Origin of the sequence: Kluyvera sp. STS39-E (assembly GCF_040932435.1) — a bacterium.
Lineage (GTDB): Bacteria > Pseudomonadota > Gammaproteobacteria > Enterobacterales > Enterobacteriaceae > Kluyvera.
Map to the genome: position 1 here is coordinate 116453 of NZ_JBFQGA010000006.1, position 18369 is coordinate 134821.

An 18369-nucleotide genomic window follows, 5' to 3' on the forward strand; every position below is an offset into this window, starting at 1 on the left:
AACTGAGTTATGACGCTGCATGAGACGAAGTCCTCGCCGCTAAAGCAAGCCGCTTCGCCTGACGCTACCGGATGGCTAACGTCAAAACGTAAACGGGCGCTCATTCCGTGGCTATTTTTGGCCCCGGCGTTAATTATTTTTAGCTGGTTTAAGTTCATCCCGATGATTCAGGGTCTGGTGATGAGCTTCTACAAAGTTAATTTTAATCAGCCCGATGAATGGGTTGGCTTTGCCAACTTCACCCGCGCATTCGCCGACGTAGAGTTGCATGCGGCGGTGGTTAACACCCTGCTGTACGTGCTGGTGACCATGTTTGCCGCGGCAATCTTGGCCTTTTTCCTCGCCATGCTGCTGGAAGGCCCGGCGCGCCATCTGCGCTTTATCCGTACCGCCATCTTTTTACCGGCGGTCACCAGTGCGGCCATTGTCGCGGAAATGTGGCGCATCCTGTTCAACCCAACACCAAACGGGGTGATGAACCATATCCTCAGCTGGTTTGGCGTGGCCGATCAGGGCTTTCTTGCCAGCTCCGATCAGGCGCTGTGGGTGATTATGCTACTGCATATCTGGAAAGCGGTGCCTTACAACATGGTGATTTTCATCGCCGGTCTGGCGGGCATTAGCCGGGATCTGTACGACGCGTCAAACGTCGACGGGGCCAACTGGTGGAACCGCCTGCGCTACGTCACGTTGCCTGGAATGATCCCGGCGCTGTCGGTGGTGCTGATGCTCTCCTTTATCCGCGGATTCCGCGTGTTTGCTGAGGTGTATGCAACGACCGGCGGTGGGCCGTCTAACTCTACCGAAATGGTAATGACCCACATCTATAAACTGGGTTTCGAGCAGTTTGACTATGGCTACGCCTCGGCGGTGTCGTTCCTGCTGTTCACCTTTACCGTGCTCTTAACCATCTGTCATTTGACGCTGAAAAAACGTATCGCACGTTACTAAGGAGCCGTGATGTTAAGTAAACGTTGGGATACTGCAGGGCGCTGGTGCATCTACGCGCTGCTGCTGATTGTTTTCGTGGGGCCTTTCTGGGGCATTGTCGCCACCGCCTTTAGCGGCGCACCGGTAAAACCGGGCGAACTTCTGGCCTGGCCGAACCAATTCTCGTTTGAGAACTTTATTTTCGCTTGGATGGATATCGGCGTCTGGCAGTACCTGCTGAACTCGATTCTGGTGGTGTTCTTTGGCACCGTGCTGCAGGTGTCGGTCAGTGCGCTGGCGGCCTACGCGCTGGCACGTAAAAAGTTCCGCGGCGTGGCGTTGGTGAGTCTGGTGATTTTATCCACCATGATGCTGCCTGAAGAGGTCATCGCCATCCCGCTGTACATGATTATTAACTGGCGGCTGCCGTTTATCGACGCCTCGCTATACAACAGCTACCTCGGGATGATTTTACCGGTGGTGGGCTGGGCGTTCTCCATCTTCGTGTTGACCGAATTTATGTCGGCGATTCCGAAAGAGCTGGAAGAGGCGGCGCGCATTGACGGCGCTAACGAGTGGCAAATTTTCTTCCACGTCATTCTCCCGCTGGTGAAACCAGCGCTGGGCACGGTGGTGACTTTCGGCTTCATCATGATTTGGGACCAGTATCTGTTGCCGCTGATTGTGGTCAACCAAGATAGCCTGAACACCATCCCGGTGATCCTCGGCACGCTGCGTACCGATGAGAGCATCACGCCGAATATCTTTATCGCCATTACGCTACTGGCGATGCTGCCAAGCATCATCGTCTATCTGGGTCTGCAAAAACATTTCAACCGCGGGATCATGTCCGGCGCGGTCAAAGGATAAGGAGTTACCGATGGGATCTGTTGTATTAAATAGCGTGCGTAAATCATACGGTGATGCGCATGTCATTAAAGATGTGTCGCTGACTATCCCGGACGGTGAATTCTGCGTCCTTGTTGGCCCGAGTGGCTGCGGTAAATCGACGCTGCTGCGCATGATTGCCGGGCTGGAGGAGATTTCCGCTGGCGAAGTGCATATTAACGAACGCAATGTTACCGAGGTTGAACCGAAGCTGCGTGATATCGCGATGGTGTTCCAGAGCTACGCGCTGTATCCGCAGATGACGGTGCGCGAAAACATGGGCTTTGCCTTGAAGATGGCGCGTCTACCGAAAGCGGATATCAACCACAAGGTCAATGAAGCGGCGGCCTTGCTGGGACTGGAACCGCTGCTGGAGCGTCTGCCAAAAGATCTCTCCGGCGGTCAGCGCCAGCGTGTTGCGATGGGGCGCGCCATTGTGCGTAAGCCGCAGGTGTTCTTGTTTGATGAACCGCTGTCGAACCTTGACGCCAAGCTGCGTACCCAGGTGCGTGGAGAAATTCGTGAACTGCATCGCCGGTTGAAAACGACGTCGGTGTACGTGACCCACGATCAGATTGAAGCGATGACCATGGGGCAGATGATTGTGGTGCTGCGCGATGGGCGTATTGAGCAGGCGGGCACTCCGCTGGATCTGTACGACCGGCCCGCCAACCTGTTTGTCGCCGGGTTTATCGGCTCACCGGAAATCAACCAGTTGCCGGGAGAAGTGGTGCTCAGCGCCACTGCGACCAGCCTGCGTTTGAAAGACGGCTCGCTGTTAGCGCTGCCGCCAGGACTGCAGGTCAAAGATGGGCAACAGGTGGTTTACGCCATTCGCCCGGAACAGGTCAACGTGGTGCACGAAGCACGTGATGACGCACTGGCGGCGAAGGTAACAGCGGTGGAGAATACCGGCTCGGATATGCAGTTGTTCTGCGATACCGGCGGCGGCGCGTTCACCTCGGTGTTCAAACAGCGACTGGCGGTGAAAGAGGGCGACAACATCTGGCTACAGCCAAAGCTTTCCGGCGTGCACGTCTTTGATGCGCAAAGCGGTCAGCGCATTGTGTGCGGGGAGGAATAATAAGGTGGCGATGAAGCTGTACACCCTTGATGAAACCTGTCTGGAAAATGCCCGCGCGGGCTTAAAGCAGCCGTTTTCTCCGTTACAGCTTGCGTTAAGCAAGCTGGTGGGAGAGGCCGACGTACTAAGACGCGAACCGCCGGAAAGCGTGGTACATAAGAAACTGCGTCCGGCGAGCGGCGACGCGCACGATTATTACAGTCTCGGCACCTATTGGTGGCCGAACCCGCGGCGGCCCAACGGGCTGCCCTATATTCGCCGCGATGGGCATATCAACCCGCAGTGCGAAAACAACGACACCGACACTTCGCGCATTATCCGCATGTGCGAGCGCTGCCTGACGCTGGGGCTGGCATGGTATTTCACCGGTCAGCGACAGTATGCACAGGCCGCCGCGCAGCAAATTCGCTGCTGGTTCCTTGATGCGGACACGCGAATGAACCCGCATCTGAACTATGGTCAGGCGATCCCGGGGATTGTTTCCGGGCGCGGCACCGGGTTAATCGACACCCGCCTACTGTGGATGGTGGTGGATACCATCGGGTTGATTAACGCCGCCAGCGTGCTGGATACCGACGACATCATTGGCCTGCACCAGTGGTTCCGCGACTTTAACCACTGGATGTACTACAGCGAAATTGGTCATTCCGAATACGTTTGGCACAATAACCACGGTACTTGGTACGATGCCCAGCGCACGGTTAACGCGCTGTTCTATGGCGATAAAGGGCTGGCGGCGCGGATTATCGAGCAGGGGATCACCCAGCGAATGGCGGCGCAAATCGATCAGGACGGCAAGCAGACGATGGAGTTGGAACGCACCATACCGTTCCACTACTCGTTGTTTAACCTTGAGGCGCACCTGCTCTTGAACCGCTACGCCGAGCACGTCGAATTTGATCGCTGGAATACCATCCGCGACGGGCGGGGCGTGAAGCAGGGGATTGATTATCTTGTGCCGTTTGTTCGCGAACCGGATCTGTGGCCGTACAGTGATTTGCAGGGGATTGTCTGGGATAGCGCGCTGCGCGTGCTGCTGCAGTCGGCACGCGGTTATGCGAAGCAGGGGGGAAGCTATCGTGATGTGTTGAAATGTCTGCCGCAGGAGACGTTGCAACTAAAAGAACAGCTAATGTGGTGCCCCGGATCGTAGGCCTGATAAGCGCAGCGCCATCAGGCAATTGATGTGGTGCCCCGGATTGTAGGCCTGATAAGCACAGCGCCATCAGGCATTAGGCGCACGTTGCCGGATGGCGGCGTGCCGCCTTATCCGGCCTACAGATACCGATTACACCGCGGCAATAATTTTAATCTCAACTTTATAACGCGGGTTCATCAGCTTTGCCTGCACCGTGCAGCGCACCGGCGCATGGCCCGCGACTACCCACGCATCCCACGCTTTGTTCATCGCAGCGAAATCTTCGCCGTTTGGCAAAAAGATAGTGGCGTCGAGAATACGCGACTTACTGCTGCCTTGTTTTTCCAGCACCGCATCAATCTGCGCCAAGGTATTAGCCGTTTGCTCAAAGGCATCCGCATCGAGATTTTCCGGCACCCCGGTGTAGTACAAGGTGTTGTTGTGAATCACTACATCGGACCAGCGCGCTTCGGCATCAATACGTACAATCGTCATTTCAATTTCCTTTTTAACATCACGTAATCGCGCTAAGACTGCCACATTGTCGACGCCGCGTCACGACTTCGGCTGGCATAAGCGGGGTTGGCCTGACATAATCACTGGCAATATTTCCAGGGGGTAACGTGACGGACGATTTTGCAGCAGACGGCCAGCTAGCGCAGGCGATAACCGGCTTTAAACCGCGTGAACCGCAGCGCCAGATGGCGCACGCCGTCATGAAGGCGATTGTCGAAGGTCAGCCGCTGGTGGTTGAAGCCGGGACGGGAACCGGTAAAACTTACGCTTATCTGGCGCCTGCGCTGCGGGCGAACAAAAAAGTTATTATCTCAACCGGCTCAAAAGCGCTGCAAGACCAGCTTTATAGCCGCGACCTGCCGACCGTTGCCAAAGCCTTGAGCTATGCCGGCAAACTGGCGCTGCTCAAAGGACGCTCGAACTATCTATGCATCGAACGCCTAGAACAACAGGCGCTGGCGGGCGGTGATTTGCCGGTGCAGACGCTAAGCGATGTCATTATGCTGCGTAGTTGGGCAAACCATACGCTCGATGGCGATATCAGTACCTGCGCCAGCGTCGCGGAAGATGCGGTGGTGTGGCCGCTGGTGACCAGTACCAACGACAACTGCCTTGGCAGCGACTGCCCGCAGTATCAGGAATGCTTCGTCGTTAAAGCGCGTAAAAAAGCGATGGATGCCGACGTGGTGGTGGTTAACCATCACTTGTTCCTTGCTGACATGGTGGTGAAAGAGAGTGGTTTCGGTGAGCTTATCCCGGAGGCCGAGGTGATGATCTTCGATGAAGCCCATCAGTTGCCGGATATTGCCAGCCAATATTTTGGCCAGTCGCTCTCCAGCCGCCAACTATTGGATCTGGCAAAAGATGTCACCATTGCCTACCGCACCGAACTCAAAGATACCCAGCAACTGCAAAAATGCGCCGACCGACTGGCCCAGGCGACGCAGGATTTCCGCTTGCAGGTGGGCGATCCTGGCTATCGTGGCAATTTGCGCGAACTGTTGGCCGATAACAACGTCCAGCGCGCGCTGCTGCTGCTCGACGATGCGCTGGAGCTTTGCTACGACGTGGCAAAGCTTTCGCTCGGCCGCTCGGCGCTGCTCGACGTGGCATTTGAACGCGCGACGGTGTACCGGGCGCGGTTGAAGCGCTTAAAAGAGATCAACACGCCAGGCTTTAGCTACTGGTATGAATGTAATTCCCGTCACTTTACGCTGGCGCTTACGCCGCTGACGGTGGCGGATAAATTTAAAGAAGTGATGGCAGCAAAACCGGGCAGTTGGATCTTCACCTCCGCAACGCTGTCGGTAAACGATGATTTGCACCACTTTACCGAGCGGCTGGGGATTGAAAACGCCGAGTCGATGCTGCTGCCAAGCCCGTTTGACTATGCAACCCAGGCATTGCTCTGTGTGCCGCGCAATCTGCCGCTGCCAAATCAACCCGGCGCCGCACGTCATCTGGCGGCGATGCTTCGGCCGCTGATTGAAGCCAACAACGGCCGCTGCTTTATGTTATGCACCTCGCACGCCATGATGCGCGATCTTGCTGAACAGTTCCGCGCGACCATGACCCTGCCGGTGTTGCTGCAAGGCGAAACCAGTAAAGGACAGCTTTTGCAGCAGTTTGTGAGTGCCGGTAACGCGCTGCTGGTGGCAACCAGCAGTTTTTGGGAAGGGGTTGATGTACGTGGTGATGCGCTGTCGTTGGTCATCATCGACAAACTGCCGTTCACCTCGCCGGACGATCCGCTGCTGAAAGCGCGAATGGAAGACTGCCGCCTGCGCGGTGGCGATCCTTTCGACGACGTGCAGCTACCTGATGCCGTCATCACCTTAAAGCAGGGGGTGGGGCGTTTGATTCGTGACGTCACCGATCGCGGCGTGCTGGTTATCTGCGACAACCGCCTGGTGATGCGTCCCTACGGCGCGACGTTCCTTGCCAGCCTGCCACCCGCACCGCGCACCCGCGATATTCGTCGGGCGGTACGCTTTCTTGCGGTGCCATCAACGCGGTAATGCGTGACAAAGTGTGATAAGATGCGCGCCATTTTATTGATCCGTAACTGCGAGAGCGCGACTAACCATGCGAATTCTGGCTATCGATACCGCCACAGAAGCCTGTTCGGCTGCGCTGTGGAATGATGCGAACACCTGTGCCCACTTCGAGCTTTGTCCTCGGGAACATACCCAACGTATTCTGCCGATTGTGCAGGATATCCTCACTGAGGGCGGCGTAGGCCTGCACGACCTCGATGCGCTGGCCTTTGGCCGTGGGCCGGGCAGCTTCACCGGCGTGCGTATCGGCATTGGTATCGCGCAGGGGCTGGCGCTTGGCGCCGAGCTGCCGATGATTGGCGTTTCCACGCTGGCGACCATGGCGCAGGGCGCATGGCGCAAGCAGGGCGCATCCCGCGTTCTTGCGGCCATTGATGCGCGTATGGGTGAAGTGTATTGGGCTGAATATCAGCGTGATGCGCAGGGTGTCTGGCACGGTGAAGCGACCGAAGCCGTACTCAAGCCGGAAGCGGTGCAGCAGCGTCTTGCCGAGCTTGACGGCGAGTGGGCAACCGTGGGCACCGGCTGGGCCGCTTGGCCGGATATGACTCAGGGAGCGAACGTTCAGCTCATCGACGGCGATGTGCTGTTGCCGGAAGCCGAAGATATGCTGCCGATCGCCTGCTATTTGCTGGCGCAGGGCAAAACGGTCGCCGTAGACAAAGCTGAACCCGTTTATTTACGAAATGAAGTGGCGTGGAAGAAACTTCCGGGCCGTGAATGACTCTAACTGGATGAATATTGAGACCAGGAGCAGCATCATGGCAGGTAAAAAATGTGTCATTCGGGGGGCTATCGCCGGACTTATCGCGCTAGCGTTAAGCGGTTGCGTCACCGTGCCTGATGCCATTCAGGGCACTAGCCCAACGCCGCAGCAGGATCTCGTCCGCGTAATGGCGGCACCGCAGCTGTATGTCGGCCAAGAATCGCGCTTTGGCGGCACGGTGGTCGGGATTGAAAACCAGCAGGGACATACCCGTCTGGAGATAGCCACTGTTCCGCTGGACAGCGGAGCACGGCCAACGCTCGGTGAGGCCTCTCGTGGGCGCATCTATGCCGATGTGAACGGTTTCCTCGACCCGGTAGATTTCCGCGGACAGCTGGTGACGGTGGTCGGCCCTATTGTCGGGACGCTGGAAGGGAAGGTGGGCACCACCAAATATACCTTCCTGCATCTTCAGGCGACGGGCTATAAGCGCTGGCACGTGGCCCAGCAGGTGGTGATGCCACCTCAGCCACTCGATCCTTGGGCCTTTGGTCCTCGTCCTTGGAACTACGGTTATGGCGGCTGGGGATGGTATAACCCAGGTCCTGCAGAAGTACGGAACGTCGTAACTGAGTAACAACAGAAGTCATACAGACAAAAAAGAAACAGCGGCTTGTCCGCTGTTTCTTCGTTGTAATGGATATAAAAAAAATAAAGAGTGACGTGCTTCGCAACCTTAATTTCGAGTAATTCTTAAACTGGTACGCTGAGTTAATATTATGTTAACGAAAGTTTGCCGATTGGGGTTGTGATGACGACAAATACGTATTTTAGAGGTGATGCTTTGAATAAGGTTTGGCTCAACCGTTACCCTGCCGATGTCCCGGCAGAGATTAACCCTGACCGCTATCAATCCTTGGTGGAACTGTTTGAACAGGCTACAACCCGCTTTGCGGATCAGCCAGGCTTCGTCAACATGGGCGAAGTGATGACCTTCCGTAAGCTAGAGGAGCGCAGCCGCGCCTTCGCAGCCTATCTCCAGCAGGGGCTTGGGCTAAAGCAGGGTGACCGCGTCGCGCTGATGATGCCTAACTTGCTGCAGTATCCGGTTGCGCTGTTCGGTATCCTGCGTGCCGGGATGATCGTGGTTAACGTGAACCCGCTCTACACCCCACGCGAGCTGGAACACCAGCTAAACGATAGCGGCGCTCAAGCAATTGTTATCGTCTCAAACTTTGCCCATACCTTAGAAAAGGTCGTGGCCCAGACCTCGGTAAAGCACGTTATTTTGACCCGTATGGGCGATCAGCTTTCCACCGCCAAAGGGACGTTGGTGAACTTCGTCGTGAAGTACATTAAACGCCTAGTGCCGAAATACCATTTGCCTGATGCCATCTCTTTCCGCCGTGCGCTGCATTCCGGCTACCGTTTGCAGTACGTAAAACCGGTGGTGAAGGCTGACGATATTGCCTTCCTACAATATACCGGTGGCACCACTGGCGTGGCTAAAGGTGCAATGCTGACTCACCGCAACATGCTGGCCAACCTCGAGCAGGTGAAGGCGACCTACGGGCCGCTGCTGCATGAAGGCAAAGAAGTGGTGATCACCGCGCTACCGCTGTATCACATCTTCGCCCTCACCATGAACTGCCTGCTGTTTATCGAGCTTGGCGGAAAAAATATTCTGATAACCAACCCGCGTGATATTCCGGGGCTGGTGAAAGAGTTAGCGAAATACCCATTCACCGCGATGACCGGGGTGAATACGCTGTTCAATGCGTTGCTGAATAACAAAGAGTTCCAGCAGCTTGATTTCTCTACCCTTAATCTGTCTGCAGGTGGCGGGATGCCCGTTAACCACTCGGTGGCTGAACGTTGGGTGAAGTTGACCGGACAATATCTGCTTGAAGGCTACGGCCTGACCGAATGTGCGCCGCTGGTCAGCGTGAACCCGCACGATATCGACTATCACAGCGGCAGCATTGGGCTGCCGGTGCCTTCTACCGACGTGAAGCTGGTGGATGATGACGATAATGAAGTTGCTGCGGGTGAACCTGGCGAACTGTGTGTCAGAGGACCGCAGGTGATGGAAGGCTATTGGCAGCGTCCGGATGCGACCGAAGAAATCATGAAAAACGGCTGGCTGCATACCGGTGATATCGCGGTGATGGACGAAGAAGGTTTCCTACGTATCGTTGACCGTAAAAAAGATATGATTCTGGTGTCCGGTTTTAACGTCTACCCGAATGAAATTGAAGACGTAGTGATGCAGCACTCCGGCGTGCTGGAAGTGGCGGCGGTGGGCGTACCGTCCGGTAACAGCGGTGAAGCGGTGAAAATTTTCGTGGTGAAAAAAGAAGCCAGCCTGACCGAAGATGCGCTGATCACTTTCTGTCGTCGTCAGCTTACCGGCTACAAAGTGCCGAAGCTGGTCGAATTCCGCGATGAGCTGCCGAAGTCGAACGTGGGTAAAATATTACGACGAGAATTACGTGACGAAGCCCGTGCCAAAGTGGACAATAAGGGATAAGCCACGAGTCATGATGCCTAACGCCAGCTCTGCTGGCGTTTTTTTTGGCAAAAAATAAGAGAGTACGATTTGAACTATCAGATGATCACCACCAACGACGCGCTCAGCACTCTGTGCGACGCGGTTCGTCACACTACCGCCGTGGCGCTGGATACCGAGTTTGTCCGTACCCGCACCTACTATCCGCAACTGGGGCTGATCCAGCTTTTTGATGGCGAACGGACGGCGCTGATTGATCCTCTGGCTATTACCGACTGGTCGCCGCTGCAGGCGATTTTGCAGGACCGCAATATCACTAAATACCTGCACGCCGGTAGCGAAGATTTAGAAGTCTTTATGAACACCTTTGGTTCGATGCCGCAGCCGCTCATCGACACCCAAGTGCTGGCTGCTTTCTGTGGTCGCCCAATGTCTTGGGGATTTGCGGCAATGGTCGCTGAATATTCCGGCGTTGAGCTGGATAAGAGCGAATCCCGCACGGATTGGCTGGCGCGTCCGCTGACCGAGCGTCAGTGTGAATATGCCGCCGCTGATGTCTGGTATCTGTTGCCGATTGCCCACAAGCTGATGGCGGAGACCGAGCAAGCAGGGCGTCTGGCGTGGGCATTGAACGAATGCCAACTGATGCAACAGCGTCGTCAGGAAGTGACCGACCCGAGCGACGCATGGCGTGATATTACCAACGCTTGGCAACTGCGCACCCGCCAATTGGCCTGCCTGCAACTGCTGGCAGACTGGCGCTTACGTAAGGCGCGTGAGCGCGACCTGGCGGTGAACTTTGTGGTGCGTGAAGAGCATTTGTGGAGTGTGGCGCGCTATATGCCAGGGAGCCTCGGTGAACTTGATAGCCTTGGGCTGTCGGGCAGTGAGATTCGTTTCCACGGTAAAACGCTGTTGAGCCTTGTAGAGAAGGCGCAGGCGCTACCGGAAGCGTCGCTGCCGGAACCGCTGTTGAATCTGATGGATATGCCCGGCTACCGTAAGGCGTTTAAGGAGATCAAAGCGCTGGTGCAGGAAGTGGGGCAGGAGCACGGCGTCAGTGCTGAAATGCTGGCATCCCGTCGCCAGATTAACCAGTTGCTCAACTGGCACTGGCAACTGAAACCTCGCGCAACCGCACCGGAGATGATCTCCGGCTGGCGCGGCGAACTGCTGACGGCGCGTCTGGACGCGCTGCTGGCGCAGTATCCGCGCTAAGGCGCACGGTTTGCCTGATGGCGCTTTGCTTATCAGGCCTACGCCCACCGATGTAGGCCGGGTAAGGCGCAGCCGCCACCCGGCAAAGTCCGCCATCGTCTAGCAGACACAAAAAAGGCGCTATCACTAGCGCCTTTTTTTATCTCACCAGAATCAGGATTTTGACTCTTCAGCTTCCGGCAAGGTGACGTTGAGTTCCAGAATCGAAATATCCCCGTCTTTTTGCTCCAGCTGCACCGTGACCATTTCCGGGTCAATTTGCACGTAACGGCAAATCACTTCCAGAATATCCTTCCTTAACTGCGGCAGATAGTGCGGTTCTGCATCGCTGCGGCGGCGTTCCGCGACAATGATTTGCAGACGTTCTTTAGCAATGTTGGCGGTATGCTTTTTCCGTGAGAGAAAAAAGTCGAGTAATGCCATGATTTATCCTCCGAACAGGCGTTTGAGGAAACCTTTCTTCTCTTCTTCAACGAAGCGGAAAGGACGTTCTTCTCCCAACAGACGATCTACGGTATCAGCATAGGCTTTGCCTGCATCAGATACCTCATCCAGAATGACCGGCTCGCCCTGGTTGGAGGCGCGCAGTACGGACTGATCTTCTGGGATCACACCGACCAGTTTAATGCGCAGGATTTCCAGCACATCTTCCATGCTCAGCATATCGCCTTTGTTCACGCGGCCTGGGTTATAGCGCGTCAACAGCAGGTGTTCTTTAATTGGATCTTGACCGTTTTCCGCACGGCGTGATTTCGACGCCAGAATGCCCAGAATACGGTCGGAGTCGCGTACGGACGAAACTTCCGGGTTAGTGGTGATGATAGCTTCGTCAGCGAAGTAAAGCGCCATCAGCGCACCGGTTTCGATACCCGCCGGGGAATCACAGACCACGAAGTCGAATTCCATCTTTTTCAGCTCGTCGAGCACTTTCTCGACGCCTTCACGGGTCAGCGCATCTTTATCACGCGTCTGAGAGGCCGGGAGAATATAGAGATTTTCGGTGCGTTTATCTTTGATTAACGCTTGATTCAGCGAGGCATCGCCCTGAATAACGTTAACAAAATCATAAACTACACGACGTTCGCAGCCCATGATTAGGTCAAGGTTACGCAGACCGATATCAAAATCGATAACGACCGTTTTCTTTCCCTTCTGCGCCAAACCAGTCGCGATGGCCGCGCTGGAGGTGGTTTTACCCACGCCCCCTTTACCTGAAGTCACAACAATAATGCGTGCCATAGAAATTCCTTGTTAAAAAGGGATTAATTTAACGGTTGAATAGTCAAAGCGTTATCGTCTAAACGCAGACGCGCCGCTTTGCCATAAAATTCGGCTGGGATGTTATCGCTCAGCCAATATTCCCCTGCGATGGAGACCAACTCCGCCGCAAGGTGGGTACAAAATACCTGTGCTTCCCGGTCTCCGCCGGCGCCAGCCAGAACGCGACCACGCATCATGCCATAAACATGAATATTACCATCGGCGATAAGTTCCGCCCCTGCGCTCACGTTGCTTGTAACAATCAGATCACAGTTTGGTGCATAAATTCGCTGACCGGAACGTACCGGTGTATCAATCATTCGCGTTTTTGTGATCGAACTAACAATTGGTGCTGGTTCGGCGGGTGTTGGTGGCTCGACAGGCTGTGGTCGGGCGACTTTTTCTTTTCCTTCAGTCAGTAAAGGAAGGCCCGATTGGTCGATGGCGGCTTTAAACAGTGGGTCTTTGCAGCCACTGACACCGACAATACGTAATCCCACAGACATGATAGCCTGTTGGATAGCGCGCCATTGGGTGAATTCTTCAAGGTGGCTGACATTAACCACGACCGGTGCATGACGGAAAAAAGCCGGAGCTTGGGCGACTTTGTCTTCCAACGCCTGACGAATAACCTCGGCATTTGCATCGTGCAAATGAACCACAGATAAGGTGAAGCTACTGCCTTTAAGTTCGATTGGCGTGTTTGACATCCTGGCCTTACTCAATTTGCTATTTACCAACGCATAACCTGCGGTGATATTCCGAAGACTATCAGTCATGTTATAGTCACTAATATATTCAAGCAAGTAACCACAGTCCTAATTCCGGGTATAAAGTATGTTTTGTGTGATTTATCGTAGTACTAAACGCGATCAGACCTATTTGTATGTCGAAAAAAAAGACGACTTCTCCCGTGTGCCTCAGGAACTGATGCAGGGCTTCGGTCAGCCGCAGTTAGCGATGCTGCTGCCGCTTGATGGGCGTAAAAAGACCGTCAATGCCGATCTGGAAAAAGTAAAACAGGCGCTTAAAGAGCAGGGTTATTATTTACAGATCCCACCACCGCCTGAAAATCTGTTAAAGCAGCATTTGGCTCAGTCGCAAAATAAGGGCGAGTAACAGCTTCGCTTCCGGCCAAAATGCGTCCATGGTTGAACAACGAGTAAGGGAAAAGCATGTATCAGCATCATAACTGGCAGGGTGCTCTGCTGGATTACCCGGTAAGCAAAGTTGTCTGTGTTGGCAGTAATTATGCAAAACATATTCAGGAAATGGGCAGCGCGACGCCGGAAGAACCGGTTCTTTTTATCAAGCCGGAAACAGCGCTGTGCGATCTGCGTCAACCGCTGATTCTGCCGCAGGGCCTTGGCTCCGTGCATCATGAAGTTGAGCTGGCGGTATTAATTGGCGGCACGCTGCGTCAAGCAACCGAAGACCACGTCCAGCAAGCGATTGCCGGCTACGGCGTAGCGCTGGATCTGACTCTGCGCGACGTACAGGGTAAAATGAAGAAGGCCGGTCAGCCGTGGGAAAAAGCCAAAGGCTTCGATAATTCATGCCCAATCTCTGGCTTTATTCCTGCTTCCGCCTTTGAGGGCGACCCTCAGAATATCTCGCTGGGTCTTAGCATCAACGGCGAAGTGCGCCAGCAGGGCAGTACGTCTGACATGATCCACAAGATTGTGCCGCTGATTGCCTATATGAGCCGCTACTTTACCCTGAAGCCGGGTGACGTCGTGCTGACCGGTACCCCGGAAGGCGTTGGCCCGCTGCACGCGGGCGATGAGCTTGAAGTGCAGTTTAACGGCCTGTCTTTGACGACCCGCGTACTGTAAGCCCTCCTTGCCGCCCCATTCGGGCGGCAAAACTTGCATCCCTGTGCCAGACTGGTTATAAGAAGCACCCTGATTTTTGATGTGGACATCCTGATGAGCGAATTACCTTTTTGGCAGAGCAAAACCCTAGACGACATGACCGACGCCGAATGGGAGTCGCTGTGTGACGGCTGCGGGCAGTGCTGCCTGCACAAGCTGATGGATGAAGACACCGATGAAATCTATTTCACCAACGTCGCGTGTAAACAGCTCAATATCAAAACGTGCCAGTGTCGCAACTACGAACGTCGCTTCGAGTACGAGCCAGACTGCATCAAGCTGACGCGTGAAAATTTGCCGACCTTCGAATGGCTACCACACTCCTGCGCCTATCGCCTGCTGGCGGAAGGGCAGCCGTTACCGCACTGGCATCCGCTGATTACCGGTTCAAAAGCCGCCATGCACGGCGAACGGATTTCGGTGCGCCATATTGCGGTGAAAGAGTCCGAAGTGCACGACTGGCAGGATCACATCATGAACAAGCCCGAATGGGCTGACTGAGTCGTTGAATTAGAAAGGTTTTTTACTCGCTAAATTACGATGGCATATCCAAGATTGACCGGACATGACAAGCCGCACTCGGAAACGCTCTTCGAAGAGATCGCCGTAGTGCCGAAAGCTGCGGTTAATTAACCAAGTAAACTCTTGCGGCGTAAATCAGTTGTCTTTATTGACGCATAGCAAAACAGGCGATAGCGTGTTCTCAATAAGATATGCGTTGTGTAGAGGATTTACTTTGATATGCCTTTTTTGTCCTTCCTGGACATAGAAGAAACTCAATTTGAAATCATGATCGTTTGCGGAATCTTTCTTGTTTTTTACGTAACGCATATTTTCAATGGCGATATCACCAGGCGCCGACATTTCATAATCAAACAATACGGTTCGGGAAACGAATCGTATGCCATCAGCTTGTTTAATATTACCGCTAAGATCAACTTGCCCCGTGTGATTAGTTCGTAACTGAAACCTAAGGTCGATGGCTGAGGTGAAGTCGGGGGTCTTATGTAACAAGTTCAAAATGGTTGAACAGTTAACACTAATCCCATTATTAACCGGACGGGTTAAGATAAAATATGCTGACAGCATTAAGGAGACGGCAACGATGATGCCAGTAATGATATTGGTTTTATTATTCATTTTTTTCATAACCACTCCAATAATAGTTCAGGCATGAGACAAAGCCTTTATTACCGGTCGTGCATCGACTGATGTATACGCGTCCTATATCGCCATAAAGATAAGTTTCAGAGACTTGGTATAAGAATGTTGCTCCGGGCAAACATGATACTTTTACATCGTTAGCCATATTAATAAAAATATCTTTTTTCAGTTCACTCAATGACTGAGAGTTTTTTTGCGTTGTATATACCGGGCACGTGTCAAAGTTGAATAAAAAGAACGTATTGACTTCTTTTTCGATTGTATTTTCATTTGTTGAAAAATAATTCTTATGCATTAAAAATGAGAGGGTGGAAATTATCAGAGATAAAGCCAACAATAATGGCGCGTAAAGCTGTCGTTTCCCCCGCTGGCTGGTTATCTCAGTAATAGGCGCCGAGGCGAGTTTTTTATTCTCATTAGGATCTACATCGTTATCATCAGGTAATACTTGAACGTCAACCTCACTGTTAAATATGAACCCTATTTTGGGAACGGTGGCGATGCATTCATCCTCCAGCCCAAATAGAACAAATTTCTTTCTGATTTCAGATATGTATTTGTTCAAAGTATTGTTTGATGAAATCAGTCCATGAGCATCCCAGACGCTATCCAGAATTTCGTCACGTGATACTACTTGTCCCTGTCGACTAAGGATAAACCAAAGCATCCTGTTCATCGTAACCGTCAGCGTGATGGCAGAGCTTTCATCCGCAGCGAGCCACATCGCGCCATCATCGCTTCGATACTTTATCAATGAGCCAATCAGATACACCATCATGCGTCTCCATGCATCACAGGGGAAGTTACCGGCATGCAAAAGCCATGGTATGCCCACCTCATAAGTGTTTGACCAGTATCCCACATGTAATCACTCCATCAAGTGTGATGGAATTATGTTTGTTATTTATTGTTATTTTAAGAATAAAAAGTTGGGAAATGATATTTTATCAATACAAATTGTTTATCAATCATCGAGAACATAAGATTACTACCAGTCGAAGGTGTTTAAGGTTTTCCTAGGAAAATACCTAAGTAACCATGCCTAAAGCATGATGGCAACAGGAGTTGATTCTCGATGATTAACATTACGATTTTAAGGAAAACTGAGTCACTGGTCAGTGGTGTGCTAGCCAAACTTAGGAGAGCAATCTTAGAAGCAGACCTGCTGCACTGTGAGTATGTACCTTTTATACAACCTATTTACGGGCAGCATGGGCTTGTGGGATGTGAAGTTCTTTTAAGGGTAAAAAAAGAAGGTATTTTCCATCGTCCAACAAAGTACCTTTCAAAGGGAAGGCGTCCATTGTTCTCGAAATCATAGAGCGAGGCACAGTCGAGTTTGATGATTTTGCGCTGGATACTATGGATGAACTTGTCCAGAAAGGTGTGCGTTTTGCAATAGATGACTTTGGTAGTGGGAGTTCATGTCTTAAATATATTGAGCACGCTGGCTTTACTACTTTGAAAATTGATAAGCATCTAACCATGGCCTGCAATGGAGAACTTGTTTATTCATCTGTCATTGATGCGATTAAAACGATTTCCATTGAATGCAATATGAAGATCGTTGCTGAAGGCGTCGAAACACATGAGCAGTTGGCGCTTTTGAAAAATAAGGATGTTGATTGTTTTCAAGGCTACCTATTTTCAAAACCTGTAAGTATGCGCGAGTTTTGTACCTGCCTTTAACTTCTATGCTCGTGCAAATGGCTTGAATATCAGTAGGCAAACTACGGTTAAAAATTAATTGAATAAGCCGGGCGATTCTAAAATACATTGCGCTAGGGGGCTCCGTGCAATTGATTCAATGACCGCTGCTTGCAAATAAACATCAAGGATATATGCGTTATGTCAGCTTCTTTTGCAACACCTCCAGCATTCCCGTCCTGCGCTGGGCCGGAAGGTATTTTGTTTGATTTTAATTACGGCGCACGCGTTTACCTCCCAGAAGGAAAATGGCATGTCATTTTAATGGATGATGATTCCGGCAATATTCTTTTTAGCTGTGATTCTGACGGTGGTTGGGTCACCAGTAATAAAAAATATTACGTCCGTTTCCGTATCCAGGTATTCCATCAGGGAGAAGTGAGCCCTGTTCTGGATGAAAGGCTGGAAATGAAAGATAAGCCGGTCGTCATCACTTTTCCGACCGGGACACTGGGCGACATGCTTGGCTGGTTCCATTATGCCGAGCGATTTCGTCAACTGCATCGCTGCCAGCTTGAATGTGTTATGGGCCAAGAGATTATTGAGCTGCTCAGCGCACAATATCCTGAGATTACCTTCTCGACCAAAGAATCCCTCAAAACAGTCAATCCCTACGCGTCTTGGTATGTCGGTCTTTTCTTTCATGGCGATACCCAACATCAACCGATTGATTTCAGAAAAGTCGGCTTTCATCGCAATGCCGGTTACATCCTCGGCGTGGACCCCCGAGAAGCGCCGCCACGTCTGAAGCTGGATGCAGAGCGAAAAATTGCCGAGCCCTACGTTTGCATCGCGGCACAGTCAACCAACCAAGCGAAATACTGGAACAACGGTCATGGCTGGGCAGAGGTCATTGCCCACCTTAAATCACTGGGATACCGCGTGCTGTGCATAGACCGCCAAGCACATCACGGCCAAGGCTTTGTCTGGAATCATATCCCCCACGGTGCCGAAGACTTCACGGGTGACATTCCGCTTCAGGAGCGGGTGGACCTGCTAAGGCACGCGAGTTTCTTTGTTGGCCTCACCAGCGGGCTGTCTTGGCTCGCTTGGGCGGCCGGTGTCCCGGTGGTGTTAATCAGCGGATTTAGTCTTCCTAACAGCGAATTTTACACCCCTTGGCGGGTGTTCAGCAGTCATGGCTGTAACGGCTGCTGGGATGACACGTCAGTTGATTTTGACCACAAGGATTTTTTGTGGTGCCCGCATCACAAGGATACCCCTCGACAGTATGAGTGTACGCGGCTGATAACCGGACGACAGGTTATCGGCATGCTGGACAGTCTGCATTCAGGAATAAGTTGATAATAAGGAGCAT

20 protein-coding genes are annotated in these 18369 nt (G+C 52.7%); 14 read left to right on the forward strand and 6 right to left on the reverse strand.

Annotation, left to right across the window (positions count from 1 at the left end):
• The first annotated feature begins 9 nt into the window (after positions 1 to 9).
• Genes AB4K05_RS14690 through AB4K05_RS14705 form a run of 4 tightly spaced genes read left to right on the forward strand, consistent with a single transcriptional unit; the run spans position 10 to position 4055 of the window.
• Positions 10 to 951, forward strand: a complete 942-nt coding sequence (locus tag AB4K05_RS14690) for a carbohydrate ABC transporter permease (RefSeq protein WP_368480682.1) — start codon at positions 10 to 12, stop codon at positions 949 to 951.
• Between the two features lie 9 nt (positions 952 to 960).
• Positions 961 to 1800 carry a carbohydrate ABC transporter permease gene (locus AB4K05_RS14695; RefSeq protein WP_004121979.1) on the forward strand — a complete coding sequence of 280 codons (840 nt, stop codon included), beginning with the start codon at positions 961 to 963 and terminating at the stop codon, positions 1798 to 1800.
• A 10-nt stretch (positions 1801 to 1810) separates the two neighbouring features.
• Positions 1811 to 2902 (forward strand): ABC transporter ATP-binding protein, encoded by a 1092-nt coding sequence (locus tag AB4K05_RS14700; protein WP_368480683.1) that lies wholly within the window; start codon positions 1811 to 1813, stop codon positions 2900 to 2902.
• 10 nt (positions 2903 to 2912) lie between these two features.
• Positions 2913 to 4055, forward strand: a complete 1143-nt coding sequence (locus AB4K05_RS14705) for an alginate lyase family protein (protein WP_368480951.1) — start codon at positions 2913 to 2915, stop codon at positions 4053 to 4055.
• Positions 4056 to 4190: 135 nt separating this feature from the next.
• Here the strand turns inward: AB4K05_RS14705 and AB4K05_RS14710 are convergent, their stop codons facing one another.
• Positions 4191 to 4535 carry a RidA family protein gene (locus AB4K05_RS14710; protein WP_368480684.1) on the reverse strand — a complete coding sequence of 115 codons (345 nt, stop codon included), beginning with the start codon at positions 4533 to 4535 and terminating at the stop codon, positions 4191 to 4193.
• A gap of 128 nt (positions 4536 to 4663) precedes the next feature.
• Between AB4K05_RS14710 and AB4K05_RS14715 the strand changes: the two genes are divergently transcribed.
• From AB4K05_RS14715 to rnd, 5 genes are all read left to right on the forward strand, one after another.
• The gene (locus AB4K05_RS14715; RefSeq protein WP_368480685.1) at positions 4664 to 6574 is read left to right on the forward strand and encodes an ATP-dependent DNA helicase; all 1911 of its coding nucleotides are present in this window, start codon (positions 4664 to 4666) and stop codon (positions 6572 to 6574) included.
• Between the two features lie 67 nt (positions 6575 to 6641).
• On the forward strand, positions 6642 to 7337 hold the full coding sequence (gene tsaB, locus AB4K05_RS14720; protein WP_368480686.1) for a tRNA (adenosine(37)-N6)-threonylcarbamoyltransferase complex dimerization subunit type 1 TsaB: 696 nt from the start codon (positions 6642 to 6644) through the stop codon (positions 7335 to 7337).
• Between the two features lie 37 nt (positions 7338 to 7374).
• Entirely contained in the window at positions 7375 to 7956 is a 582-nt protein-coding gene (locus AB4K05_RS14725) for a Slp family lipoprotein (RefSeq protein ID WP_368480687.1), read from the forward strand.
• A gap of 207 nt (positions 7957 to 8163) precedes the next feature.
• A complete protein-coding gene (gene fadD / locus AB4K05_RS14730; protein WP_368480688.1) occupies positions 8164 to 9849 on the forward strand; it encodes a long-chain-fatty-acid--CoA ligase FadD in 1686 nt (561 codons plus the stop codon).
• An 81-nt stretch (positions 9850 to 9930) separates the two neighbouring features.
• Positions 9931 to 11046 (forward strand): ribonuclease D, encoded by a 1116-nt coding sequence (gene rnd, locus AB4K05_RS14735; RefSeq protein ID WP_368480952.1) that lies wholly within the window; start codon positions 9931 to 9933, stop codon positions 11044 to 11046.
• 153 nt (positions 11047 to 11199) lie between these two features.
• On the opposite strand, the gene minE is transcribed toward rnd, so the two are convergent.
• From minE to minC, 3 genes are read right to left on the reverse strand one after another with little or no spacing between them, the layout of a single operon-like run.
• Positions 11200 to 11469: a cell division topological specificity factor MinE gene (gene minE / locus AB4K05_RS14740; protein ID WP_052285609.1), complete on the reverse strand. Its 270-nt coding sequence runs from the start codon at positions 11467 to 11469 to the stop codon at positions 11200 to 11202.
• Positions 11470 to 11472: 3 nt separating this feature from the next.
• Complete coding sequence (minD, locus tag AB4K05_RS14745; protein ID WP_368480689.1) at positions 11473 to 12285, reverse strand: septum site-determining protein MinD; 813 nt, start codon at positions 12283 to 12285, stop codon at positions 11473 to 11475.
• 23 nt (positions 12286 to 12308) lie between these two features.
• Positions 12309 to 13016: a septum site-determining protein MinC gene (gene minC / locus AB4K05_RS14750; RefSeq protein WP_368480953.1), complete on the reverse strand. Its 708-nt coding sequence runs from the start codon at positions 13014 to 13016 to the stop codon at positions 12309 to 12311.
• A 127-nt stretch (positions 13017 to 13143) separates the two neighbouring features.
• Here minC and AB4K05_RS14755 point away from each other — a divergent pair, with 127 nt between their 5' ends.
• From AB4K05_RS14755 to AB4K05_RS14765, 3 genes are all read left to right on the forward strand, one after another.
• The gene (locus AB4K05_RS14755; protein ID WP_368480690.1) at positions 13144 to 13425 is read left to right on the forward strand and encodes a YcgL domain-containing protein; all 282 of its coding nucleotides are present in this window, start codon (positions 13144 to 13146) and stop codon (positions 13423 to 13425) included.
• A 56-nt stretch (positions 13426 to 13481) separates the two neighbouring features.
• Positions 13482 to 14141 carry a fumarylacetoacetate hydrolase family protein gene (locus AB4K05_RS14760; protein ID WP_368480691.1) on the forward strand — a complete coding sequence of 220 codons (660 nt, stop codon included), beginning with the start codon at positions 13482 to 13484 and terminating at the stop codon, positions 14139 to 14141.
• A gap of 93 nt (positions 14142 to 14234) precedes the next feature.
• Complete coding sequence (locus tag AB4K05_RS14765) at positions 14235 to 14681, forward strand: YcgN family cysteine cluster protein (RefSeq protein WP_368480692.1); 447 nt, start codon at positions 14235 to 14237, stop codon at positions 14679 to 14681.
• Positions 14682 to 14837: 156 nt separating this feature from the next.
• On the opposite strand, the gene AB4K05_RS14770 is transcribed toward AB4K05_RS14765, so the two are convergent.
• Both AB4K05_RS14770 and AB4K05_RS14775 read right to left on the reverse strand, forming a co-directional pair.
• Positions 14838 to 15329: a hypothetical protein gene (locus AB4K05_RS14770; RefSeq protein WP_368480693.1), complete on the reverse strand. Its 492-nt coding sequence runs from the start codon at positions 15327 to 15329 to the stop codon at positions 14838 to 14840.
• Positions 15313 to 16122 (reverse strand): transcriptional regulator, encoded by an 810-nt coding sequence (locus AB4K05_RS14775; protein WP_368480694.1) that lies wholly within the window; start codon positions 16120 to 16122, stop codon positions 15313 to 15315. Before AB4K05_RS14775 ends, AB4K05_RS14770 begins: the two co-directional genes overlap by 17 nt.
• A gap of 575 nt (positions 16123 to 16697) precedes the next feature.
• On the opposite strand from AB4K05_RS14775, the gene AB4K05_RS14780 reads away from it, so the two are divergent.
• Together AB4K05_RS14780 and AB4K05_RS14785 are read left to right on the forward strand one after the other, a co-directional pair.
• Positions 16698 to 17033 (forward strand): EAL domain-containing protein, encoded by a 336-nt coding sequence (locus tag AB4K05_RS14780; RefSeq protein ID WP_368480954.1) that lies wholly within the window; start codon positions 16698 to 16700, stop codon positions 17031 to 17033.
• A gap of 159 nt (positions 17034 to 17192) precedes the next feature.
• On the forward strand, positions 17193 to 18356 hold the full coding sequence (locus AB4K05_RS14785) for an autotransporter strand-loop-strand O-heptosyltransferase (RefSeq protein ID WP_368480695.1): 1164 nt from the start codon (positions 17193 to 17195) through the stop codon (positions 18354 to 18356).
• Positions 18357 to 18369 lie beyond the last annotated feature (13 nt).